This window comes from Streptomyces sp. NPDC059373 (assembly GCF_042751495.1).
Classification (GTDB): domain Bacteria; phylum Actinomycetota; class Actinomycetes; order Streptomycetales; family Streptomycetaceae; genus Actinacidiphila.
This window is the reverse complement of the sequence record NZ_JBHYXC010000030.1, coordinates 26748-49772: the sequence shown is the minus strand read 5'-3', so window position 1 is coordinate 49772 and position 23025 is coordinate 26748. Positions and strand designations below refer to the sequence as shown.

Below are 23025 nucleotides of genomic sequence, written 5' to 3'. Positions count from 1 at the left end.
TCTCAGCCATGGATGGGCCCAGGCGTCGACGCCGGTGCCGGGATGTCGAACAGGCGCAACTGCAGGGCGAGGGTGGCGTAGTAGCCGACCAGGGTGGAGAGCTCGAAGAGGGTGCGCTCGCCGAGGGCGTCCCGGGCGGCCGTGTACCAGGCGTCGTCGAGGCGGTCCGGGCGGGCGAGGGCGTGGGCGGCGGACCAGGCGGCGTGTTCGGCGGGGTCGGTGAGGCGGGGGTCGGTGCCTTCGCGGAGGGCGAGGAGTTCGGCGTCGGTGAGGCCTGCGGCTTTGCCGACGGGTTCGTGGGCGTAGCGCTCGAAGTCGCTGTCCCAGGCGGTGGCGACGACGAGGATGGCCATCTCCCGCATGCGCGGCGGCAGGTCGGTCCCGTAACGGATCGCCGAGCCGAGGGACTGGAGGGCCCGGCCGAGCCGGGGGCTGAACAGCATCGCGTTGAAGGGGCCGTTGAGCCGGCCTTCCGCATCGGTGAGGGCGAAGAGCTGGGGGCCGTCGGCGCGGGGGCCGCCGGTGATCTCCTCGTAGAGGGCGCGTTGTTCGGCGTCGAGCGCGTCGGGATGGAGGAGAGGCAGACGGCTGGGGGACATCGTGGCGATCCTCATTCTCGCGAGCCGACCGTGAAGTGTCGACAAAATCCTGGTGATCTGACAAAAATAGCAGCCTGCTGGGTAATTCTGTCGACACTATCGAGGAGCGTGCTTCATGCCGTCGCAACCACCGCAGGCCTGGGCCCACCGTCAGGGCCGGGTCGCCATGTGTCCGCTGGAGCCCGCCGACTTCAGCCCCGAGGGGCTGGCCGCGCGGGCCGGGATCGCCGACGCCTTCTACCGGTTCGGCATCGCGCACGACGAGGCGCGGATCGAGGTGATCGGCAGCTGCTTCACGCAGGACGCCGTTTTCGAGGTGGCCGAGGGGCGGGCCGAGTCGTTCACCCGGTTCGAGGGGCGGGCCGAGATCTGCGACAGGCTGGGCCGCATCATCGCCGAGCAGGGCGATCAGCGGCGGCATCTGATCAGCAATGTGCTGGTCGACGAACTCGACCTGACGGCGGGGACCGCCGCCGCGATCGCCTTCGGCGTGGTGACGGTCGCCGCCGACGGACTGCGCCTGGGCGCCAGCGTCATCTACGACGCCCGCTCGCGCCGCGAGGACGACAGGTGTTGGCGCTTCTCGGCGTTCTTCATCGGCATGGACGCGTACGCGGGCGTCAAGCCGACGGCGGGCGCGAAGTGACCTCCCCGGACACCTCCCCGGACACCTCCGCCACCTCCTCCGCCAGCGCCGCCAGGTCGGCGTCGCCGAGCAGGCGCCCCTCGCGGGCCATGAGGTCGCGTGCCCTCCGCAGCACCTCGTCGAGCTGGTCCGTCGTAGTGTCGACACCGAGGGCGTGGAGCTTGTCGGCGAGGGTGTAGGGGCCGCTGTCGGGGGTGAAGGGGACCTTGCGCTCGTTGCCGACGAAGGTGGGCTCGAGGCAGTTGTGGAGCAGCGGGTCGACCGTCGTCTCCTGGGTGATGAGGTCCATGCCGCCCCAGGAGAAGGCGCTGGTGCCGGTCACCGGGTGGTTCCAGGCGAGGTGGTAGCCGGTCAGGGCCTCGCCGGCGCGGGCCAGCGCCGTGAGCCGCTCCGTACGGATGCCGGTGCGGACGCCGTACAGGGCCTCGAAGGCGACGGCGGTCGCGGCGAGGTCGGCGTTGCCGGGGCCGCCGCAGTAGCCGTTGACGGACAGCTCGATGACGTCGGCGCCGGCCCGGGCGGCGCTGACCGCGCAACCGACCGCCAGGCCGAAGGTGTTGTGCGGGTGGAGGCCTACGTCGCAGCCGCCGGGGGCCAGCTCCTTCGTACGGCGGACCAGGTGACCGTACGCCTCGGGGCTCATGGCGCCGGGGCCGTCGAACAGGGTGAGTTCGGTGGCGCCGGCGCCGGTGAGCGCGGCCACGGACTCCTCCAGGACCTCGTCGGTGAGGTACGAGACCATCAGCATCGGCACGATCACCCCGAGGCCCCGGGAGCGTGCGTGCCGGATGAGCGGGACCGCGCGGGCGAGCACGTCGGCGCGGCTGCGCGGGGTTTGCGGGGTGCGCCAGTCCTCGCCCTTCCAGGCCTGCTGGTAGGCGGCGGGCTGGTAGATCAGCGAGGTCTCGCCGAAGCCCTGCACCCAGATCTGGACGGCGTCGTAACCGGCGTCGGCGGCGCGGTCGATGTCCTGGGTCGTACGCAGCAGCGGGCACACCGCCCGGCAGTCGGGCGCCTCGCCCTTGATGACGTCGACCTCGGCGCGCAGCGCCTTGTCGTCGCGCCCTGCGAGTCCGGCGGTGACGACCTCGCCGACGCCGGCCCCGACGAGCTGCCGCAGATACGCCTCCTTGGCCTCGACGGAGGCGACCACGCCGGGCAGCGTCTCGACCGAGCGCAGGGTGGCGTCGCGCAGTCGTACGGACTCCGGCAGGGAGCCGGTCACCTCCGGCTGCCGGTTGAGCGCGCTGACCGACCAACGGCCGGGCTCGTAGGCGCCGGGGGCGCGCTTCGCGGCCAGCTCGGCCCGGAAGCGGGCGATCTCCTCTTCGGTGAACACTGCCGGCTTGTCCATGAGCCCTCCGGGCGTATCTCTGCGACCTCGTTGTCCCCGTTGATTCTCCATCCAAGCATTGTGTCGACACTGATGGCAATGATTCCGCCCCGCGACCGCATTTCACCTCACGTTGTTTACTTTCTGTCGACACTCGGTGAAACTGTCGACAGCTGGATCCGATCCGACCGAGGGAGACCACCGTGACCCAAGACGTGCCCGATCCGGGGCGTGGCCGGCTGGCGGGCAGGGTCGCCGTCATCAGCGGAGCCGGCAGTGTCGGCCCCGGCTGGGGCAATGGCCGCGCCACCGCCGTGATCTTCGCCCGCGAGGGTGCGACCGTGTTCCTGACCGACCGCGACGAGAGCTCGCTGGAGATCACGGCCAAGCAGATCCGCGAGGAGGGCGGCACCGCCCACACCCGCCTGCTGGATGTGACCGAACCGGCCGCCGTCCAGGCCTGCTTCGAGGCCGCCGAGCGCCAGACCGGCCGGATCGACATCCTGGTCAACAACGTCGGCGGCTCCCGGGCCGGCGGGGCGGTCGAGCTGAGCCTGGAGGACTGGGAGAGCCAGCTCCGTACCAACCTGACCAGCGCCTTCCTGGCCTGCAAGCACGCGATCCCGGCCATGCGGCGCACCGGCGGCGGCGCCATCGTCAACACCGCGTCCGCGTCCGGGCTGCGCTGGACCGGCGCCGCCCAGGTGGGCTACGCGGCGGCCAAGGCGGCCGTCATCCAGCTCTCCCGGGTCACCGCCGTCGAGTACGCCCCGCACGGCATCCGGGTCAACACCGTGGTCCCCGGGCAGCTGCACACCCCGATGGTCGAGGCCCGCCTCGCCGGGCAGCGCGCAGGCGGTGACGTGGAGAAGCTGCTGGCGCAGCGCCAGGCGCGGATCCCGCTCGGCTTCATGGGCGACGGCCGCGACACCGCCTACGCCGCGCTGTTCCTGGCCTCGGACGAGGCCCGGTTCGTCACCGGCACCGAGATCGTGGTGGACGGCGGAATGACGGCCCGCTGTGACTGAACCCGCTGTGACTGAGGCCAGGACCACCGCCGTCGGGCCCTCCCCCGGCTGCCCGCCCCCGCACCCGGCGCCGCGCGCACCACGGCTCGTACTGCCGCCCGGCAGCTGCGACGCCCACTGCCATGTCTTCGGCCCCGCCGCGCTCTTCCCCTACGCCCCCGAGCGCACGTTCACTCCGCCGGACGCCCCCAAGGAGCAACTGGCCGCCCTGCACCGGCATCTCGGCCTGTCGCGGGCCGTGGTCGTGCAGTCGTCCTCCAACGGCTCCGACCACCGCGTGCTCCTCGACGCGCTGACCGCCGGCGACGACCGGCTGCGCGGGGTCGCGCTGATCGGCGATGCGACCACCCGGTCGGAGATCGAGGAGCTGCACCGCGCCGGGGTCCGGGCCTTCCGGCTGAACTTCCTGCCGCACCTGCGGACGGCGCCGACCCGGGACGAGATCGACTCGGTGCTGGAGCGGGTGGACGGCCTCGACTGGGGCGCCGAACTCCACGTCACCGGGCAGGAGGTCGCCGACTTCCACCGCCTCATCCGGGCGTTCCCGGGCCGGGTGGTGATCGACCACCTCGCCCGCGTGGACATCACCGAGGGGCCCGACAGCCCGGCCCTGCGCAGCCTGCGCGCGCTGCTCGACACCGGCGACGTCTGGCTCAAGGTCAGCGGGGTCGACCGGGTCTCCCGCCAGGGGCCGCCGTACGCCGACGCCGTGGCGCTGGCCGCGTCGCTCGTGGCGTACGCGCCCCAGCGGGTGCTGTGGGGCACCGACTACCCCCATGTGAACATCAGCGGAGCCACCCCGGACGACGGCCTGCTGGTGGATCTGCTGGCCGACATCGCCCCCGACCCCGACCGTCTGCACCGGCTGATGGTCGACAACCCGGCGGAGTTCTTCGACTTCGGGGAGCCGCCGCAGCGTAAGGAGCCCGCATGACCTTCGACGGCGTCTTCCTCCCCAAGGGCGCGCCGGGCTACGAGGAGGCACGGCTCGGCGCGGTGTGGAACGAGCGCAAGCCGGACCGCCATCCCGCCGCCGTCCTGGTCGCGGCGACCGACCGGGACGTCAGCGAGGGCGTGCGTTTCGCCGCCGCCCGTGGCCTGCGGGTCTCCATCCGTTCCGGCGGCCACAGCTGGATCGGCAACGGAGTGCGCGACGGCGGTCTGCTGATCGACCTGTCGGCCCTGGACGAGGTCACCATCGACGCCGCGAACCACCGTGCCACCGTCCGCCCCGCCGTCCAGGGCACGGTCCTCAACGCACTGCTCGCCGCCGAGGGGCTGGTCTTCCCCAGCGGCCACTGCCCCTCGGTCGGCGTCGGCGGCTTCCTGCTGGGCGGCGGCTACGGCTGGAACTCCCGCCATCTCGGCCCGGCCTGCTTCAGCGTGGAGGCGGTCGACGTGGTCCTCGCGGACGGCGAGCTCGTCCATGCCGACGACGCCTCCCACCCCGACCTGATGTGGGCGGTGCGCGGGGCCGGCCCCGGGTTCTTCGGCATCGTGACGCGCTTCCACCTCAGGGTCTATCCGCTCTACGACCAGATCCTGCGCAGCGTGTACGTCTTCCCGGACGAGCTGCGCGACGAGGTGCTGGCCTGGTCGTACGACACCGTGCCGGCCATCTCGACCTCCCTGGAGATGTCCGCCAAGGTCAGCTTCTCCCCCGGCATCGAGCGGCAGACCACGATGCTCACCGCCGTCGCCTTCTGCGGCCCGGGCGAGGGCGCCGAGCTGCTGCATCCCGTGGAGAAGGCGCCCTTCATCGACCGGGCGGTGCGCAGCATCCAGCGGGTGCCGTCGGCACTCGACGACCTGTACGCCCTGTCGGACGGCCTCACCCCCAAGGGGAGGCGGTACGCCGTCGACGGTGTCTGGACGGACGCCCCGGTGGGGCGGGTGCTCGACGCCGGGCGCGGGGTTCTGGACGGGCTGCCGAGCCGGGAGAGCTTTCTGCTGTGGATGCTGTGGGGCGGGCAGCCGACGTGTGCGGACGCCTGCTGGTCGACCCAGTCGCGGCTGTACTTCTCGCCCAACGCCGTGTGGACCGACCCCTCCGACGACCTCCGCAACGAGCGCTGGGCCCACGAGACGCTGCGGGACATGGCGCCGGTGGCGCACGGCACCCAGTTCGCGGACGCCAATCCGGCGGACCGGCCCGACCACGGGCTGGAGGCGGAGCAGGCCGGCCGTCTGGAGCGGCTGCGGGAGCGATACGACCCGCAGGGGCTGTTTCGTACGTATCTGTCGCCCGCGGAGTCCACAACGGCCCTCGCGCTGCACCGCCGCCGCACAGGCGCGCAATAGTGTCGACAGAGAGGTCTAAATGGCGGCGCAACACCCCTTGACCGCCGATTAGTGTCGACAGTAACGTCGCGATATCCACACCACGAGAGGAGACAGAGTTGTCCCCGTCGTCCAGGTCATCCGGTCCCAAGCCTGCCCAGGCTTTTCGTGGGGCCATCATCGGTCGTGGTGATGGTGGGTATGAGGCAGCCCGTCTCGGCGCGGTGTGGAACGAGCGCAAGCCGGTCCGGTTCCCCGACCTCATCGTCATCGCCAAGGACGAGCAGGACGTGGTCCAGGCCGTGCGGCTCGCCCGCGCGGAAGGGCTCGCGGTCAGCGTCCGGTCCGGGGGCCACAGCTGGGTCGGCAACGGGGTGCGCGAGGGCGGCCTGCTGATCGACCTCTCGCTGCTGCAGGAGATCACCGTCGATCCGGCGGCCGGTACCGCGACCGCCCAGCCCGCCGCCAAGGGCCCCGCCATCCAGGAACTCCTCGCCCCGCACGGGCTGTTCTTCCCGACCGGGCACGCGCCCACCGTCGGCATCGGCGGTTTCATCCTCGGCGGCGGCTACGGCTGGAACTCCCGCCACCTCGGCCCGGCCTGCCTGAGCATCCGTGCCATCGACGTCGTACTCGCCGACGGCACGCTGGTGCACGCCACCGACACCTCGCACCCCGACCTCCTCTGGGCGGCCCGTGGCAGCGGCCCCGGCTTCTTCGGCGTGGTCACCCGCTTCCACCTCGACGTCCACCCCCGCCCCAGCAAGATCCTGCGGACCGTCCACAGCTACCCGCTCGAGCTCCGCGACGAGGTGCTGGCCTGGGCGTACGACACGCTCGAGACCCTCTCCCCCGCCGTCGAGTTCTCCGCCAAAGTCGGGCGGGGGTCCGGGGGCTTGCCCCCGGGAAAACACAGCACGCCGGGCCTGGCGGAGCCGACCGTCTCCCTCACCGCCACCGCCTTCTGCACCCCGGAGACCGGCGAGGACCTCCTGACCCCGCTGGAGGCCGCGCCCTTCCGCGACCGGGCGGTGCGGGCAGTGGTCAACGAGGAGACGACCATGGGCGAGTTGTACGAGATCGCCGACCGCCTCAACCCGGCGGGCCTGCGCTGGGCCGTGGACGGCATCTGGGCGGACGGCCCGGCCGAGGAGATCCTCACCGCCGCGCGCCCCGTTTTCGACACGATCCCCGACGGCGCGAGCTTCGTGCTGTGGATGCTCTGGGGCCACTACCCGCCGCGGGCCGACGCCTGCTGGTCCGCCCAGGCCAAGGCCTACCTGTCCCCCAACGCCGGCTGGGCCGACCCCGCCCGGGACCTGGAGTACGAGAGCTGGGTGCACGGCTCGCTCGGCTCCGTACAACACCTTTCCAAGGGACTGCAGTTCTCCGACAACAACCTCGCCGACCGGTTCGACCTCGGGCTCAGCGCGGACAACGCCGAGCGCCTCGAGAAGCTACGGGCCGCCTACGACCCCGACGGGCTCTTCCGGACCTACATGGCCCCGCACGAGTCCACCACCGCCTATGCCGTCGCCACGCATTCCGTGCAAAGGAGCACACCCTCATGCTGAAGCGCTCTTCGAGAACCCCGCGGGGCCGACTCACCGTCGCCCTCGTGGTGCTGGCCCTCGCCGCCCCGCTCGCCGCGTGCGGCGGGAGCGCGGGCAGCAGCTCCACGGTCAAGGCCAACAAGGACGGGCTGGTCCCGGTCACCGTCCTGCGCTCGAACGGCGCCATCTTCGAGTCGCTCTACATAGCCCAGCAGCAGGGCTACTTCAAGAAGGCCGGCCTGGCTGTCACCATCAAGGCCGGCGCGCAGGACACCTCGCAGAACGCCCCGTCGATCCTCAACGGCGAGGCCCAGTTCGCGATGACCGACAGCTCGGGCTTCCTCAAGGGCGCGGCCCAGAAGATGCCGATCCGCATCGTCACGGGCCTGCAGTCCGCGGTGGCGGGCGGGGACCCCAGCGACGGCCTGCTGGTGAAGAAGAGCAGCTCCATCAAGACCTTCTCCGACCTGGAGGGCAAGACCGTGGGCCTGGCGGCCCTGGGCGGCACCATCCAGTTCATCACCGAGTACCTGGTGCAGAAGGACGGCGGTGACCCGAGCAAGGTCAAGTTCGTCGCCCTGCCGACCACTTCGCTCAACGACGCGGCGAGCAGCGGCAAGACCGACGCCGTCTTCTCCTTCGGCACCTTCTACGCGGCCGGAAAGGCCGCCGGGCTGCGGTCCGTCGGCAACGGCATGAACGATCTGCCGGGCATCACCCAGGGACTTCTCTTCGCAAGCCAGAAGTACCTGTCGGCGAACGCCGCCACGGCGAAGAAGTTCATCGACGCCGTCGCCAAGGCCATCACCTACGCCAACGCCCACCCCGACGCGATCCGGGCGATCGACAAGAAGTACACGCAGCTGCCCGCCGCCTTCATCGAGTCGTCGACCCCGGCCCGTCTCGACAAGAACACCAACACCACGGTCATGCGGACCGTCATCACCAAGATGGGGGAGTTCGGACTGCTGACCAGCGCCCCCAAGGACAGCGCCCTTTACTGGGACCAGGCGCCCACCGTTACGTCCGGCAGCTGAGGCGGCACAACCATGGCCACCTCAACCGACCGCGCCCTCGCCTCGGTCCTCGCGCCGGCCAGGCGCGCGAAGGCCGACGGCCAGGGCCGCGGCAAGATCCTCCTGCTCCAGGTCTCCGCGGTGCTGGTGGTGCTCGCGGTCTGGGCGCTGGTCGGCATGGCCGGGCTGGTGAGCGCCACCGCGCTGCCGGGCCCGGGGGCCGTGTTCGCGAAGTTCCCGGACCTCGCGGCGAGCGGGGAGTACTGGCAGGCGGTGAGCGACACCCTGCGCGGGGCGGTGACCGGCTTCGCCGTGGCCGCCGTGATCGGCGTCCCGCTGGGCCTGGTCACCGGTACGTATGCCGCCGCCGAGCAGTCGTCCCGGCTGCTGGTGGACATCCTCCGGTCGTTCCCGGTCATCGCGCTGCTGCCGGTCTTCCTGCTGGTGCTCGGCTCGACGCCGTCGATGAAGGCCACGGTCGTCTTCATCGCCTGCGTGTTCCCGGTCTTCCTGCAGGCCCAGTACGGGGCCAGGGCTGTGACGCCCATGATCCAGGAGACGGCCGCGAGTTACCGCGTCCCGCGGCTGCTGCGGTTCCGCAGGGTGATCCTGCCCAGCGCCACCCCGTCGATCATGACCGGGCTGCGGCTGGCCGCGACGACCTCCGTGCTGGTGGCGATCGGTGTCGAGGTGCTCACCACGCTCCCCGGGATCGGCCACATGGTCGTACAGGCCCAGCAGGGCGGCGCGTCGGCGGAGGCGTACGCGTACATCCTCACCGCCGGGCTGATCGGCTATGCGATCAACCTGCTGTCACAGATCGCCGAATCCCGGCTGCTGCGCTGGCGCCCGCCGGCGCACACGGACTGAGAGGGGGAGAGTAACCGTGTGGTGGAAGTCCCTGCTCAAGCAGCTGTGGCTGCCGGTCCTGGTGTTCGCCGTCCTGCTCGTGGCGACCGCGGGCAGCACCAGCTTCTACTTCCCGCCGCTGTCCCAGGTGCTCGCCACCCTGTGGACCGAGCTGACCCAAGGCGGCCTGGTCGGCGACCTGTTGTTCTCGCTGCGCAACATCGTGCTCGGGCTGGCGATCGCAACCGGAGTCGGGGTCGGGGCCGGCCTGGTGATCGGCGAGGTCAAGCTGCTGCGGCAGGCCACCGCGCCGCTGCTCGACTTCGCCCGGGCGACCCCGACGGTGGCCTTCGTCCCCGTCATCATCCTGACCCTGGGCATCGGATCGGGGCCGAAGGTCTTCCTGATCGCCTTCGGGTCGCTGTGGCCGATCCTGCTCAACACCGTCAGCGGCGTGAGCGGCATCAATCCGGCCGTGCACGAGACCGCGCACAGTTTCCGCATCCCGTGGCGGCTGCGCATGCTGAAGGTCGTGCTGCCGGGCGCCCTGCCGCAGATCTTCGCGGGCATCCGGATCGCCCTGTCGGTCGCCGTGGTCCTCATGGTGGTCAGCGAGATCTACGGATCCCCCGTCGGCCTCGGCAACTTCATCCTGCAGAGCGGATCGAGCTTCCAGGTCCAGGACACCTGGGCCGGCACCATCATGATCGGCATCCTCGGCTACGTCCTGAGCGTGCTTCTCCTGGCGGCCGAACACGTACTTCTCGGCTGGTACCACAACTCCCGGAACGAGGTCAGCTCATGAAACGCGGATCCAGCCTGGTCGTCGAGGACGTCCGCAAGTCCTTCGGCCGTGGTCCGGACGAGCACCGGGTCATCGACGGGCTGTCCCTGCGGGTCGACCCGGGCGAGTTCGTCTGCGTCGTGGGCCCGTCCGGCGCGGGCAAGACCACCCTGCTGCGCTGCCTGTCCGGACTCACCCGCCCCACCTCGGGCACGATCCGTTACGGGGACGAGCCGCTCACCAAACCCGTCGGGGACATCGCCGTGGTCTTCCAGGACTACCGCGGCTCGCTCATGCCGTGGCTGAGGGTCTGGGACAACGTCGCCTTCCCCCTGGAAGGCATGGGCGTGAAGCGGGCCGTGCGCAAGCAGCGGGCCGAGGAGTGCCTGGCCGCCGTCGGGCTGTCCGACGTGGGCGACAAGTACCCGTGGCAGCTGTCGGGCGGCATGCAGCAGCGGGTCGCCATCGCGCGCGGCCTCGCCTACGAGGCGCCCGTACTCCTCATGGACGAGCCCTTCGGATCGGTGGACGCCCAGTCCCGCTTCGATCTGGAGGACCTGACCCTGTCCCTGCGCCGGAAGCTGGGCATCACCGTCATCGTCGTCACCCACGACATCGACGAGGCGGTCTATCTGGGCGACCGCGTGGTCGTCCTGGGCGGCAGGCCGACGACGGTCGTCGACAACCTCACCGTGGACCTCGGCGCTGACCGCGACCAGATCGGCACCCGCGCCGACCCGCGCTTCGCGGAGCTGCGCACCCGGGTCCTCACCCAGATCCGTGGCGGGAAGACGCCCGACAAGCCGCAGCAGGCGGTGGTGTGACCGTGGTGCGTTTCGACCACGTGGGGATCTCGGTGCCGGACCTGGAGGCCGCGATCGCCTGGTACTGCGAAGCCCTGCAGCTCACGGCGGCCCCGGTGTTCGCGATCCCGGGCACCGATCTGCGCGGGGTGATGCTGCTGCACGAGAGCGGCTACCGCATCGAGTTGATGCACCGCCCGAGCGCGCTGCCGGGCCTGGCCGCCGGCAGCGCTCTGGAGGCGGCCGGCACCCTGGGCTTCGGGCACATCTGCCTGTGCGTCGACTCGGCCGACGAGGTCGACGCCGAGTTCGCACGGCTGATCGCCGCGGGCGCGACCGTACGGATGGCTCCGCAGGCGGCCCCGAGGGCGGGCGCGCGGATGGCCTTCGTGGCGGACCCGTACGGGAATCTCATCGAGCTGATCGACCGCGCGTAACCCCACAGACCCCCGGTCCTGAGCCCGGCCCTGACATGTGTCGGGCCCAGGGCCGGCGTAGCCATGAGCAGATCCACTGGAAAACAAGGGAGTTCACGGTGGAAAACCGGACAGACCGCACGACCGGCTCGCTCCTGACGGAACGAGAGTTCACGTTCAGGGCGCGGCCCCGCGCCCTGCTGGTGGCGGTCGCCGCCGCAATGGCCCCGGCCCTGGCCGTCCCCACCGTCGCGCAGGCCGCGACCGGCAAGAAGATCACGGTGGCGGCCGGGGAGACCCTGGAGATCAGCGAGACCACCAAGGCCGCCGTCCTCACCATCGAGGAGGGCGGGGCCATAGCCGCCCCCGACGGCTACAGCCTCACCGTCACCGTCAACGGGGTGGAGACCGGCAGCACCCTGGCCGCACTCACCGACGGCTACGGAGGGGCCGCTACCACGATCGCCGCCGGCACCTACCGGGGCAACGTCGTGATCACCGTGGCCGGGTCGAACGAGGTCCCGTTCAGCGACCTCACCTTCCCCTTCCGCCAGGCCGTCTACGTGGACGCCGACGGCGTCGACCCGGCGAAGTCCGTCGTCTCGGACGTGATCGGCGGCAAGGCCACCACCACATACGCGAAGGACATCCGGCTCGCCTCGACCGGTGAGGCCTTCAACGGCGTCTACGTCACGGGCGGCGGCAGCTACACCCTCACCGACCCCAGGATCGCCTTCACCGGCAACGGCCGCTGCGACTTCGTCGGTTACGGCGCCGCCGTCGTCGGCACCGGCGCGGGCACCACCCTCGTCGTGGACGGCGCCACCATCGACAACAAGGGCGCGGTCCGCACCGCCGTGATCGCCGACGCCACCGCCAACGTGATCGTCAAGAACTCCCGGATCCACGCGGCGGACGGCGTGCTGCCCGCGGAGTACGTCCCGACCGGCGACACCCGGTACATGATGGACGTGCCCTGGATGCTGAGCCTGAAGGGCAACGTCCGGGCCACCAACCTGCTGGGGGCCAACACCAGGGCCGCCTACATCAACTCCCGCGTCTCGTCCGAGAACTGGGGTGCGCTGTCCGTCGACGGCGGCAGCAACTGCACGCTGACCGTCATCAACAGCGCGATCGCCAACACCGGAGGGGTCGGCTACGGGTCGTACGCCATCGGCAATGTGACCGAGCACATCCTCGGCTCCAGCTACGACGTCGGGGACTACGTCCTGATCGCCTGGAGCGGGAGCGCCCACTACGGCGACAGCACCCCGGCGGCGGTCGCCGAGCTGAACGACGGGCTGGAGCTGGGGCTCACCGGCAGGGAGCTGGCCCGCCTCCACGAACAGCCGTGTGACCTCAACTCCGGGCGGTTCGGCTTCATGTGGTACGGCGCCGCAGCCGTGACCATCGACGGCGGGACCCGGGTCAGTACCCGCAAGACCACCTTCCTCTCGAAGGCCTCGGCGGCGTCCGTCACCGTGGACGGCTCCCAGGGTGCCCGGATCCACGCCGGGAACGGGGTCCTCTTCCAGCTGATGGACACCGACCGCCCCAGCAGCATCGCGGTGACGGGGAAGCCGTGGAAGACCGAGACCATCGGGACGTACACCGAGCCCACCGGGACCCCCGCGAAGTCGTCCAGCTGGAACGTCACCACCGCTCAGAGCGGTGACGCGACCGCCACCTTCACGGACATCCCGCTGAAGGGCGACTTCTACAACTCGGTCTGGGGCGGCGGCAACGCGGGCCTCCAGGGCATGAACCTGGTGCTCACCTTCGACGGCGCCGGCATCGAGGGCGTCATCTCAGCGAGCGCGTCGAAGCACAGTGTCTCCACCATCACCAAGGCGGAGTACCTGCAGATCGGCGAGGTCACCAACACCGCCCAGGCGGTGGTCAACAACGGCGTCATCGTCGGCCTGAAGAACGGCGCCGAGTGGACGGTGACCGGCACCTCGTACCTCAGCGCGCTGTCCATCGGCTCCGACGCGACGGTCACCGCCCCGTCGGGGAAGACGGTGTCCCTCACGGTCGACGGAACCGCCACCGCCATCACCCCGGGCACCAGCTACACCGGGGCGCTCACGCTGACGGTGGGGTGAACATCAGCCGCTCCGGAGTTTGAGGAGCGGGGTGCGGGGGCGGAGCCCCGCGACGCGGCGTCAGCCGCACAACGTCGGCCCCCGGGGATCCCGTCCCCGGGGGCCGACGTCCATGCTCCGCGCGGCGTTACGCGCCGACCATGTTGTAGCCGCCGTCGGCGATCAGGAAGCCGCCGGTGATGTGGTTCGCGTCCTCCGTGGCGAGGAACAGCGCCGGCCCGGCAAGCTCCTCGGGGCCCGGGATACGGCCCATCGGGGTGGCCTTGCGCAGCTGCTCGCCGCGGCCGTTCTTCCAGTCCTCGCGGCCGAGGGTGGCCTGCGTCTCGATGAAGCCGGGGGCGAAGACATTGACCCGTACGACCGGCGCGAAGGCCTGGGCGTAGGACTTGGTCAGGCCGATGATGCCGTACTTGGCCGCGGCGTACTGGGGGGCGCGGGCGCTGCCGCGTACGACCACCGTGGAGCCGACGTTGACGATCGCGCCGCCGCCCTGCTCCAGCATGCGGGCGCCGAACTCGTGGGTGCAGAACAGGGTGCCCTTGATGTCGACGGCGAGGACGTGGTCGATGGACTCCTCGGTGATGTCCCGCCAGGACATCTGCTCGCGGGCCACGTCGCCGACATTGTTGACGGCCACGTCCAGGCGGCCGAAGTACGACCACACCTCCTCGGCCATCCGCTGGATCTGGGCGTGCTCGGCGATGTCGGCCTGGACGACGAAGGCCTTGCGGCCCAGGGCGGTGACCCGCTCGGCGGTGGCGTCCGCGCCCTCGCGCGAACTGCGGTAGTGGATGGCGACGTCGGCGCCCTCCTGGGCGGCGCGCACCGCGATCTCGGCGCCGAAGCCGGTGCCGGCGCCGGTGACGAGGACGGTCTTGCCGGTGAAGCGCTGGGGGAAGGGGGCGGTCATGGCGTCTCCGATCGGGAGTGCGGGAGTGCGGGAGGGGTCATACGAGGGTCCGGCCGCCGTCGGCGTACAGCACATGGCCGGTGACAAAGGCGGCCTCCTCCGACGCGAGGAACAGGGTGGGGCCGACCAGGTCCTCGGGTCGGCCGAGCCGGCCGGCCGGCACCAGCGCCTCCATGGAGGCACGCATGCCGGGCCGGGCGAGGTATGCGCGGGTGAGGTCGGTCTCGGTGTAGCCGGGGGCGACGGCGTTGACGGTGACACCGGAGGGCGCCCATTCGCGGGCCATCACGCGCATCAGCTGGTTGATGCCGCCCTTGGTGGCGGCGTACGGCGAGTGGTCCTTGTGCGCGAGGAGCCCGGAGACGGAGGACAGATAGACGATGCGGCCGTAGCCGCTCGGCACCATGACCGCGCCGGCGGCCTGGCCGAGCCAGAAGGCGCTGTTGAGGTTGATCGCGACGATCCGCTCCCAGACCTCGTCGGTGATGTCGAGCACCGGCCTGCGGTCGTTGGTGCCGACCGCGTGCACGAAGACGTCGAGTCCGCCGAGGAGTCCGGCCGCGTCGGTGACGGCGGCACGGCAGGCGTCGGCGGAGGTGAGGTCGGCGGCGATGCCGGATACGCCCGGGCTGCGAGCGAGCTTGGCGAGCTGCTCCTCGTCGATGTCGAGGACGACCACCTGTCCTCCGGCATCGGCCAGCGCCGCCGTGACCGCCGCTCCGATGCCTCCGGCGCCCGCGACCAGCGCCCGCGTCCCCTGGAAATCCCACGTCGTCTTCATGACCTGGACGGTAATCGACCACGACGCAAGGTGTCCACACTTGGACCAGGTCTTGACGCAGATCGGGGCCCGGTGCAGGCTGAGTGTCGACAGTTAACAGGAGGTCTGATGAAGCTGGTCACGTTCAACGAGGGGCTCGTGGGGCGCATCGACGGCGACACCGTCGTCGAACTCGAGGTCCCGTCCACCCGTGCCTTCTTCGAGCGGGGCGGACAGGTCGGCGAGACCGGCCGGGCCTTCCCGCTCGCCGAGGTCCGGTTGCGGGCGCCCATCGTGCCCAAGAAGTTCTTCCACACGGCCGGCAACTTCCGTGAACACCACGAGGACCTGGTCCGCGTCGACTGGTCGCACCCGGTCAACAAGGGCATCGTCTTCTTCCAGAACGTCGACGCGATCATCGGCCCCGAGGACGCGATCGTCTACCCGGAGAACCTGACCCGGGAGCTCGACTACGAACTCGAACTGGCCGTCATCATCGGCAAGCCGGGCAAGTTCTTCACCGCCGAGCAGGCCGTCGAGCACATCGCCGGCTACCTGGTCTTCAACGACATCACCGCGCGCGACATCCAGCGCAAGGAGATGGAGTCCGGCGTCTTCTCCTTCTCCAAGGGCATCGACACCTTCTGCCCCATCGGCCCCTACATCGTCACCGCCGACGAGATCGGCGACCCGCACAACCTGGACATGGAGCTCCGGGTCAACGGCGACGTACGCCAGAAGTCCAACACCTCGCGGATGTCGGTGTCGATACCGCAGCTGGTGGCCTACCACTCGCCGCAGGTCTACAGCGCCGGCGACATCATCACCACCGGCACCATCGCGGGCGTCGCGGCGAGCACCGAGGACCCGTTCGCGAACTACCTGAAGCCCGGCGATGTCATCGAGGCCGAGATCGAGGGCCTGGGGATCCTGCGCAACCGCGTGGTCTCCTGGCAGGACGCGTACGGCACCCCGGCGCCGCCCGCCGAGCAGTGGGTGTGACGCGATGCGGATCATCAATCTCTCGGGTCGCCCGGCCCTTCTGACCGCCGACGGCGCCATCGACATCGCGTCGGCGAGCGGCGGCCGCTTCCCGCCCGACCCCGGGGCACTGTTCGGGCAGTGGGACGAGCTGCGCGACTGGTCCGCCGGCGTGGACCCGGCGCTGGCGGTGCCGTACGAGGAGTCGCAGCTGCGGGCCCCGGTGCCGGAGCCGCGCCAGGTGTTCGCGGTGGCGCTGAACTACCGCCCGCACACGGCCGAGGCGGGGTACGAGGAGCCGGCCGAGCCGCTGGTGTTCACCAAGTTTCCCAGCTGCCTGACCGGGCCGTACGCGACCGTCGAGCTGCCGCCCGGCCATGTCGACTGGGAGCTGGAGATGGTCGCCGTCATCGGCCGCGACGCGTACCGGGTGCCGGAGGAGAAGGGCTGGGACCCGGTCGTCGCGGTGACCGTGGGGCAGGACCTGTCCGAGCGGATCTCCCAGCTGGCGGGCCGCCCGGCGCAGTTCTCGCTGGGCAAGTCCTTCCCGGGCTTCGGTCCGGTCGGACCCGCGCTGGTCAGCACCGACGAGCTGCCCGACCGTGACGACCTGGAGCTGACCTGCGAGCTGAACGGGGAGGTGGTGCAGCACGACCGCACCGCCAACATGATCTTCCCGGTGCCGAAGCTGGTCGCCCACCTCAGCGCGTTCTGCCCGCTCCGGCCCGGCGACCTGATCTTCACCGGCACGCCCGCCGGCGTCGGCAACCGCCGGGTGCCGCAGCGCTTCCTCACCCCTGATGACACCCTGGTCAGCAGGATCGGCGGCCTCGGCGAGATGCGGCACCGGTTCCGCGCGAAGGGAGAGTAGATGTCCGACAGCACCAGCAACGCCGTTCTCTACGCGGACGTACGGGTCTTCGACGGCACCGGCAGCGACCCCTTCCCCGCGGAAGTCCTCGTCACGGGCAACCGCATCACCGCCGTCGCCGCCGCCTCCGCCTCCGCCGTCGCCGACCGGATCCCGGCCGACCTGCGGGCCGGGGCCCGGGTGGTCGACGGACGCGGCGGCACCCTCATCCCCGGCCTGGTCGACGCCCACGCGCACCTCGGCTTCGGCTCCACCGTCGAGCACCGCTCGCCCCGCCGCGACGAGCCCGCCGAGGAGAAGGCACTCCTCGTGGCGCACGCCGGCCGCGTCCTGCTCGACCACGGCATCACCAGCGCCTACTCCGGCGGCAACCGGCTGCCCCGTACCGAGACCGCCGCCCGCAAGGCCTTCGCCGAGGGATGGATGCCCGGGCCCCGTCTGAAGGCCGCCTCCTGGGAGGGCAGCGCGGGCATGGTCGAGCCGGGGGTCTACGACTTCCCCGGCATCGACGGCCGGGCGTCGGACCCTGAGTCGGTGAGCCGATTCGTCGGCGAGATGGCGGGGTTGGGTGTCGACATCGTCAAGCTGTCGCTGTCCGGGGAGAGCGCGGTGGTCGCGGGCACCTCGCGCATCGTGCAGTTCACCGACGAGGAGGTCGCCGCCGCCTCCGCGACCGCGCGCGAGCACGGCGTCTGGCTGACGGCCCACGCCCATGCCGCCGAGTCGATCAAGATGGCGGTACGGCACGGCATCCGGGCCGTCTACCACTGCACCTTCGCCGACGAGGAAGCCCTCGACCTGCTGACCGAGGCGCGCGACCGGCTCTTCGTCGCCCCGACCCCCGGCATCATCTATGCCAACCTCCACGAGGCCGACAGCGAGCCCGAGCCCGGCATGGAGGTCGAGGTCACGGCGAAAGCGGTCCGCGAGGTCGTCCCCGAACTGGTCCGGCGCGGCATCCGCGTCGTCCCCGGCGGCGACTACGGCTTCCCCTGGAACCCGGTCGGCCGCAACACCCGCGACCTGGAACTCTTCGTCGACTGGTTCGGCTTCACGCCCACCGAGGCGCTGCGCGCCGCCACCCGGTACGGCGGCCAGATCATGGGCATGGGCGACGAACTCGGCCTGATCCGCCCCGGCTACCTCGCCGACCTCGTCCTCGTCGACGGCGACCCGCTCGACGACATCCGTATCCTCCAGGACCGCGACCGGCTGCTGGCCATCATGAAGGACGGCCGCTTCCACAAGGCGCCGGCATGACGGCCGCACCGGCGCGGGCCAGCACTGCTGCGGGCCGTCTGCTCGGCGCGTGGGACCGTACGGTGGCCGTCTTCCGGGGGATCCCCTTCGCCGCGCCACCGGTCGGCGAGCTGCGCTGGCGGCCGCCCCGGCGAGCGGCCGCCTGGGACGGCGAGCGCCGGGCGACCGACTTCTCTCCGGCGCCGTTGCAGCCGCAGCCACCGAGCGACTCGATCATGTACCACGCCAACTTCGCCGACCGGCGGGCCCTGGTGATGAGCGAGGACTGCCTCTATCTCAACGTCTGGACGCCGGAGCCGTCCCCGTCGGCCGGGCTGCCGGTCATGGTCTGGATCCACGGCGGCGGCAACCGCTACGGACACGGCTCGCAGAGCATCCACGACGGCCGCTCCATGGCCGCCCGGGGCCTGGTCGTCGTCACCCTCAACCACCGGCTCGGCGCCCTCGGTTTCCTCGCCCACCCCGAACTGGCCGGCGAGAACCGGCTCGGCGCCTCCGGCAACTACGGCCTCCTCGACATCGTGGCCGCCCTCACCTGGGTGCAGGAGAACATCGCGGCCTTCGGCGGCGACCCTGCACGGGTCACGATCGCGGGCAACTCCGCCGGGGCCGCCCACATCTGCCACCTCATGGCGTCGCAGGAGGCCCGGCCGCTGTTCCGCGCCGCCATCGGCCAGAGCGCTTCCGGCATCGGCCGCGCCGAGGGACGGCTGCCCGACCAGGCCGGGGCCCAGAAGCAAGGCCTGGGCTGGGCGGGCGAGTTCGGCGGCCGGGACCTCGCCGGGCTGCGCCGGGTCTCCGGTGTCGAGCTGGTCCTGAAGGGCCACTTCGGTCCCGTCACCGACGGCCGCGTCCTGACCGAGGCCACCGACAACGTCTTCGACTCCGGCCGCCAGTACCCCGTCCCGCTGCTGGTCGGCAGCAACCTCGACGAGGGCTCGGTCTACGCCCGCGCGGACGGCGTACGGAACCTACCCGCCGGCCCCGGCTTCGACGCCCTCTACCCGGCCGGCGACGCCGACCTGGCCCGCCACTCCGCCCGCCGGTTCACCGGGGAGAGCCGCTTCGTCCACCCCGTGTGGCGCTGGGCCCGGACCCACCGCACGACGACGGGCGCGGCCACCTGGATGTACCGCTTCGCCCGTACGCCCCCGCTCCCGCCGGGCCTCGACCTGGCCGCCCCGCCCGACGGCCTACCGGGCTACGGCGTCCACCACACCGCCGAACTGCCCTACGTACTGGACAACCTGGACCAGCGGCCCTGGCCATGGCAGGACACCGACCGGGAGCTGGCCACCACCATGGCGGACGCCTGGTCCCGCTTCGTGGTCTCGGGCGACCCGAACGGCGGGACCACCCCCCACTGGCCCGTCTTCAGCGGCGCCGACGACGCACCCGTCATGGTCTTCGGCGACACCGTCGAGACGGGCACCGTCGAGCGGCCCGAGGCGATGCGGCTGCTCGACCAGCTTCCCCGTCCCCTGTGAAAGGACATCCCGTGGCACGACTGCCGGGCACCGACGGCAGCGGCGACATCGCCGACCGCATCCGTGAGCGACGCGGCGGCGCGCTGCGGCCCCTGGACCGGATGCTCCTGCACAGCCCGCAGCTCGCCGACGGCTGGAACAGCCTGCTCGGGGCGATCCGGCAACGCATCGCCCTGCCCCCGGCGATCCGGGAGCTGGTCGTCCTGCGCATCGCCGTGCTCAACCGCGCCGACTACGAATGGGCCGCCCACGAACCCGAGGCCCGCGCGGCCGGGCTCGGCGACCCCCAACTGGCCGCACTCCGCTGCGAGGACGCCGCTCGGAGTACGGCCCTCGACCCGCGCCGGCGCCGGGTCGTCGCGTACACGGACGCCATGACCCGTGACATCCAGGTCCCGGACGAGGTCTTCGAGGCCCTGCGCGCCGACTTCACGGAGGCGGAGCTGGTGGAGCTCACGGCCACCGTCGCCGCGTACAACATGGTCTCCCGCTTCCTGGTCGCCCTGGACGTCTGAGAGGGCGCGCTGACTGCACGTCAATGGCGGTGCAGGCGGTGCCTGTTCAGGAAGTGCAGCAGCACGCGGTTCCAGGCGTCAGGCTGCTCCCAGTGCGGGTTGTGGCCCGCCTCGCGGATGATGTGGGTCTCGCCGTCCTGGAGGTGCTCGGCGTTGAGGCGCATCACGGAGGGCGGGCTGTAGAGGTCGGCGTCGCCGGTGACGAGTTGGACCGGCAGGGCGATCGTCCCGAGGGCCGCCCAGGTGATGGTGTTCGCCGTCGGCTGGGCGAACGCGTCGGCTGTTCTGGCCCGTTCGTGGATCGCCAGCCAGGCCGCGACCCCGTCCGGGTCTCCGGCGCGGTAGGAGGGGCCCAGCTCCTGGAAGTCGACCGGCATGTCGCCGAACGGGTCGGGCCGGAGCGCGGCGGTCAGCTTCTGGTACTCCGCGTCGGTGATGCCGACGACGCTGCCGGAGACGGTGAGGCTGCGCAGCCGGTCCGCGTGGGACAGGGCGTAGTCCACGGCCACCGGGCCGCCCGCCGCCGATCCCGACAGGTGGAAGCGGTCCAGGCCGAGAGAGTCGGCCAGGGTGTGCAGGTCGCCGGAGACGGTGTCCGCCTCGGCCTTGGTCCCGGCCACCGAGCCGTACGCCCCGCGCCGCGAGTAGCCGATCACCCGGTACCCCGCGCGGGCCAGCACCGGCTGCTGGTACGGCCAGCTCTCGCCGCTCCCGGAACCGGGATGCAGCAGCACGACGGCCTCCCCGCTGCCTCCGGTGTCCCAGCACCACAGGCTCCCGCCCCCGGACACCGGGACCTGGTGCTCGGTCACCGGCACCTGCGCCGGCACGGGGACCGGCTCCCAGGGCGCGACCGCCCCCGCCCCCGTGGCATCGGCCCCGGCAGCCGAGGCCTGCCCGGCGCCCGCCCCGGCGACCGCGAGTGCGGCCAGGGCCGTGCCGCCGGTGACGACGGCCCGCCGACTCGGCCCCGCCGTCCCCTGACCGGGTCCGGATATCATGCGCTCTCCGCTCATTGCTTCTCCTCGTTTCCTGAATGTCCTGATTACTGCCTGTCGACACCTGAGTCGAGAACGCTGCGCATAGCGCAGAATCATTGCGATAGTGTCGACAGTGATGACGTGGCTGTGAACGCCGACCAGACATGGAGAACCGCCGCATGACCGATCACGACACGCACCTCGTGCTGGAACGGCTGTTGCGCCTGCGCGACCGGCGTGAGCCGCTGGTCGCGCAGATCGCCGAATGGGTCGGCGCCGGAATCATCGAGGGCCGACTGCAGCCCGGCCAGGACCTCAACAGCGTCGACCTTTCCCACCAGTTCAACACCAGCCGGACGCCCGTACGCGAGGCCCTGATGCTGCTGGAGCAGGAGGGCCTGGTCGAGATGAAGGCCCGCCGCCGCCCGCGCGTCGCCGCACCCTCCCTCCAGGACATCCGCGACATCTACCAGGTGCGGCGCCAGCTGCTGGCCATGCTCGCCGCGCTCCTCGTCGAGCGCGCCAGCGACGAGGAGATGGCCGACCTGCGATCCCAGGTCGTACGGATGCGGAAACTGGCCGACGCCGGGGACGTGGACACGTACTTCTGGAGCCATGTGCATCTCCAGGAGCGGATGACCGAGATCGTCCGCAATACGACCCTCAAGCAGATCCTCGACTCGCTCGCCCTGCGCACCCTGATGCTGCGCCACCTCAGCCTGACCCGGCCCGGCCGCCTCGCCTACAGCGTCGACGACCAGGAGCGGCTGATCCAGGCCTGCGAGGAGCGCGACGCGGAGCTTGCCTCGGCGCTGATCGCGGGCGCGACCGTACGGGCGCTGCGGGCCGTCGAGGAGCAGTTGGAACCGGAGGCGGCCGCCACCGGCAAGAGCCCCCGGAAGCGCCGCGCGGTCTCGTGACCCCGCCACGTGGCTACTCGGCCTGGCTACTTGGCCTGGCTACTTGGCCATCACCCCGCCGTCGACAGGGAAGTTGGCGCCGGTCACCCACGCCGCCTCGTCGGAAGCCAGGTAGACGGCACACCAGGCGATGTCCTCGGGCGTTCCGACCCGCCCCAGCGGGATGCGGGCCAGCAGGGCGTCTCGCGTACCGCCCTCGTGTGCCCCGGCGGATTCGGTGGCCGGGGTGCGCACCATGCCGGGAGAGATGGTGTTGGCCCGGATCCCGAGCGGTCCGCCCTCGACCGCGAGCTGGCGGGTCAGCCCGAGAACGGCGGACTTCCCGGCGCAGTGGGCGATCATCCCGAAGGTGGAACTGCCCCGGAAGGCGTTCACCGAGGCGAAGTTGATGATCGAGCCGCCGCCGGAGGCCTCGAGGTGCGGCCAGGCGGCCTGGCAGGGCAGAAAGGCCACGTCCACTTCACCGCGGATGGTCGGCGTCCACTGCTCCTCGAAGTCCATCTCGGCCGCTGACGCCATGTGCGGCGGGATGGCGCCGGCGGTCACCAGGATGTCGATCCGGCCGTGCAGCGCCACCGCCTCGGCCACGAAGCGCTGCACCTCGGCCGGATCCGTCATGTCGCACGGATGAACCATCCGTACGTCGAGCCCGCGTCCCCGGGCCTCCTTCTCGGTGCGCTCGGCGGCTGCCGAGTCGATGTCGCAGCCGACCACGGCAGCGCCCTGCGCGGCGAACAGCAGCGCGCACCCCTGCCCGATACCGGCGCCGGCGCCCGTGACGAGAGCGACCTTGCCGGACAGCCGGCCCGCCTGGCCGGGACGTACGGGATCGGGAAGGGAAGCAGCCACGTCGTTCTCCTCGTCGGAGTGCCACCGGGCCGCGGTAGCGACCCTCCACCTCCTTCCTAGTGTCGACACTAATGCCGTGT

23 protein-coding genes are annotated in these 23025 nt (G+C 71.3%); 17 read left to right on the top strand and 6 right to left on the bottom strand.

Annotation, left to right across the window (positions count from 1 at the left end):
- Positions 1–2: 2 nt before the first annotated feature.
- Entirely contained in the window at positions 3–599 is a 597-nt protein-coding gene (locus ACFXJ5_RS30480) for a carboxymuconolactone decarboxylase family protein (protein WP_384638026.1), read from the bottom strand.
- 115 nt (positions 600–714) lie between these two features.
- Between ACFXJ5_RS30480 and ACFXJ5_RS30475 the strand changes: the two genes are divergently transcribed.
- Positions 715–1245, top strand: a complete 531-nt coding sequence (locus ACFXJ5_RS30475) for a nuclear transport factor 2 family protein (protein ID WP_384638023.1) — start codon at positions 715–717, stop codon at positions 1243–1245.
- Here ACFXJ5_RS30475 and ACFXJ5_RS30470 read toward each other — a convergent pair.
- Positions 1220–2599, bottom strand: coding sequence for a hypothetical protein (locus ACFXJ5_RS30470; protein WP_384638021.1), 1380 nt, complete (start codon positions 2597–2599; stop codon positions 1220–1222). The genes ACFXJ5_RS30475 and ACFXJ5_RS30470 overlap by 26 nt on opposite strands.
- 182 nt (positions 2600–2781) lie before the next feature.
- Here ACFXJ5_RS30470 and ACFXJ5_RS30465 point away from each other — a divergent pair, with 182 nt between their 5' ends.
- The 10 genes from ACFXJ5_RS30465 (at position 2782) to ACFXJ5_RS30420 (ending at position 13412) form a co-directional block, all read left to right on the top strand.
- Complete coding sequence (locus ACFXJ5_RS30465) at positions 2782–3606, top strand: SDR family NAD(P)-dependent oxidoreductase (RefSeq protein ID WP_384638018.1); 825 nt, start codon at positions 2782–2784, stop codon at positions 3604–3606.
- A gap of 7 nt (positions 3607–3613) precedes the next feature.
- Positions 3614–4540 (top strand): amidohydrolase family protein, encoded by a 927-nt coding sequence (locus ACFXJ5_RS30460; RefSeq protein ID WP_384638016.1) that lies wholly within the window; start codon positions 3614–3616, stop codon positions 4538–4540.
- The gene (locus ACFXJ5_RS30455) at positions 4537–5907 is read left to right on the top strand and encodes an FAD-binding oxidoreductase (RefSeq protein ID WP_384638014.1); all 1371 of its coding nucleotides are present in this window, start codon (positions 4537–4539) and stop codon (positions 5905–5907) included. Before ACFXJ5_RS30460 ends, ACFXJ5_RS30455 begins: the two co-directional genes overlap by 4 nt.
- A 203-nt stretch (positions 5908–6110) precedes the next feature.
- Positions 6111–7460 carry an FAD-binding oxidoreductase gene (locus ACFXJ5_RS30450; RefSeq protein WP_384638011.1) on the top strand — a complete coding sequence of 450 codons (1350 nt, stop codon included), beginning with the start codon at positions 6111–6113 and terminating at the stop codon, positions 7458–7460.
- Positions 7454–8476 (top strand): ABC transporter substrate-binding protein, encoded by a 1023-nt coding sequence (locus tag ACFXJ5_RS30445; RefSeq protein WP_384638008.1) that lies wholly within the window; start codon positions 7454–7456, stop codon positions 8474–8476. Before ACFXJ5_RS30450 ends, ACFXJ5_RS30445 begins: the two co-directional genes overlap by 7 nt.
- A 12-nt stretch (positions 8477–8488) precedes the next feature.
- Positions 8489–9325 (top strand): ABC transporter permease, encoded by an 837-nt coding sequence (locus tag ACFXJ5_RS30440; protein WP_384638004.1) that lies wholly within the window; start codon positions 8489–8491, stop codon positions 9323–9325.
- Between the two features lie 16 nt (positions 9326–9341).
- Positions 9342–10109, top strand: coding sequence for an ABC transporter permease (locus tag ACFXJ5_RS30435; protein ID WP_384638001.1), 768 nt, complete (start codon positions 9342–9344; stop codon positions 10107–10109).
- Positions 10106–10912: an ABC transporter ATP-binding protein gene (locus ACFXJ5_RS30430; RefSeq protein ID WP_384637999.1), complete on the top strand. Its 807-nt coding sequence runs from the start codon at positions 10106–10108 to the stop codon at positions 10910–10912. Before ACFXJ5_RS30435 ends, ACFXJ5_RS30430 begins: the two co-directional genes overlap by 4 nt.
- Positions 10909–11328 carry a VOC family protein gene (locus ACFXJ5_RS30425; RefSeq protein WP_384637996.1) on the top strand — a complete coding sequence of 140 codons (420 nt, stop codon included), beginning with the start codon at positions 10909–10911 and terminating at the stop codon, positions 11326–11328. Before ACFXJ5_RS30430 ends, ACFXJ5_RS30425 begins: the two co-directional genes overlap by 4 nt.
- Positions 11329–11426: 98 nt before the next feature.
- Entirely contained in the window at positions 11427–13412 is a 1986-nt protein-coding gene (locus ACFXJ5_RS30420) for a hypothetical protein (RefSeq protein ID WP_384637993.1), read from the top strand.
- Positions 13413–13539: 127 nt separating this feature from the next.
- Here the strand turns inward: ACFXJ5_RS30420 and ACFXJ5_RS30415 are convergent, their stop codons facing one another.
- Both ACFXJ5_RS30415 and ACFXJ5_RS30410 read right to left on the bottom strand, forming a co-directional pair.
- The gene (locus tag ACFXJ5_RS30415; RefSeq protein WP_384637990.1) at positions 13540–14322 is read right to left on the bottom strand and encodes an SDR family NAD(P)-dependent oxidoreductase; all 783 of its coding nucleotides are present in this window, start codon (positions 14320–14322) and stop codon (positions 13540–13542) included.
- Between the two features lie 37 nt (positions 14323–14359).
- Positions 14360–15103 (bottom strand): SDR family NAD(P)-dependent oxidoreductase, encoded by a 744-nt coding sequence (locus ACFXJ5_RS30410; RefSeq protein WP_384637987.1) that lies wholly within the window; start codon positions 15101–15103, stop codon positions 14360–14362.
- 108 nt (positions 15104–15211) lie between these two features.
- Here ACFXJ5_RS30410 and ACFXJ5_RS30405 point away from each other — a divergent pair, with 108 nt between their 5' ends.
- From ACFXJ5_RS30405 to ACFXJ5_RS30385, 5 genes are read left to right on the top strand one after another with little or no spacing between them, the layout of a single operon-like run.
- Entirely contained in the window at positions 15212–16084 is an 873-nt protein-coding gene (locus ACFXJ5_RS30405) for a fumarylacetoacetate hydrolase family protein (RefSeq protein ID WP_384637985.1), read from the top strand.
- A gap of 4 nt (positions 16085–16088) precedes the next feature.
- Complete coding sequence (locus ACFXJ5_RS30400; protein WP_384637982.1) at positions 16089–16934, top strand: fumarylacetoacetate hydrolase family protein; 846 nt, start codon at positions 16089–16091, stop codon at positions 16932–16934.
- Positions 16935–18194 (top strand): amidohydrolase family protein, encoded by a 1260-nt coding sequence (locus ACFXJ5_RS30395; RefSeq protein WP_384637980.1) that lies wholly within the window; start codon positions 16935–16937, stop codon positions 18192–18194.
- Entirely contained in the window at positions 18191–19681 is a 1491-nt protein-coding gene (locus tag ACFXJ5_RS30390) for a carboxylesterase/lipase family protein (RefSeq protein WP_384637977.1), read from the top strand. Before ACFXJ5_RS30395 ends, ACFXJ5_RS30390 begins: the two co-directional genes overlap by 4 nt.
- A gap of 11 nt (positions 19682–19692) precedes the next feature.
- Positions 19693–20196 (top strand): carboxymuconolactone decarboxylase family protein, encoded by a 504-nt coding sequence (locus ACFXJ5_RS30385; protein ID WP_384637974.1) that lies wholly within the window; start codon positions 19693–19695, stop codon positions 20194–20196.
- A 20-nt stretch (positions 20197–20216) separates the two neighbouring features.
- Here the strand turns inward: ACFXJ5_RS30385 and ACFXJ5_RS30380 are convergent, their stop codons facing one another.
- Positions 20217–21197: an alpha/beta fold hydrolase gene (locus ACFXJ5_RS30380; protein WP_384637971.1), complete on the bottom strand. Its 981-nt coding sequence runs from the start codon at positions 21195–21197 to the stop codon at positions 20217–20219.
- Between the two features lie 158 nt (positions 21198–21355).
- Between ACFXJ5_RS30380 and ACFXJ5_RS30375 the strand changes: the two genes are divergently transcribed.
- Positions 21356–22096 (top strand): GntR family transcriptional regulator, encoded by a 741-nt coding sequence (locus ACFXJ5_RS30375; RefSeq protein WP_384637968.1) that lies wholly within the window; start codon positions 21356–21358, stop codon positions 22094–22096.
- Between the two features lie 39 nt (positions 22097–22135).
- On the opposite strand, the gene ACFXJ5_RS30370 is transcribed toward ACFXJ5_RS30375, so the two are convergent.
- The gene (locus ACFXJ5_RS30370; RefSeq protein ID WP_384637965.1) at positions 22136–22945 is read right to left on the bottom strand and encodes an SDR family NAD(P)-dependent oxidoreductase; all 810 of its coding nucleotides are present in this window, start codon (positions 22943–22945) and stop codon (positions 22136–22138) included.
- Between the last annotated feature and the right edge of the window lie 80 nt (positions 22946–23025).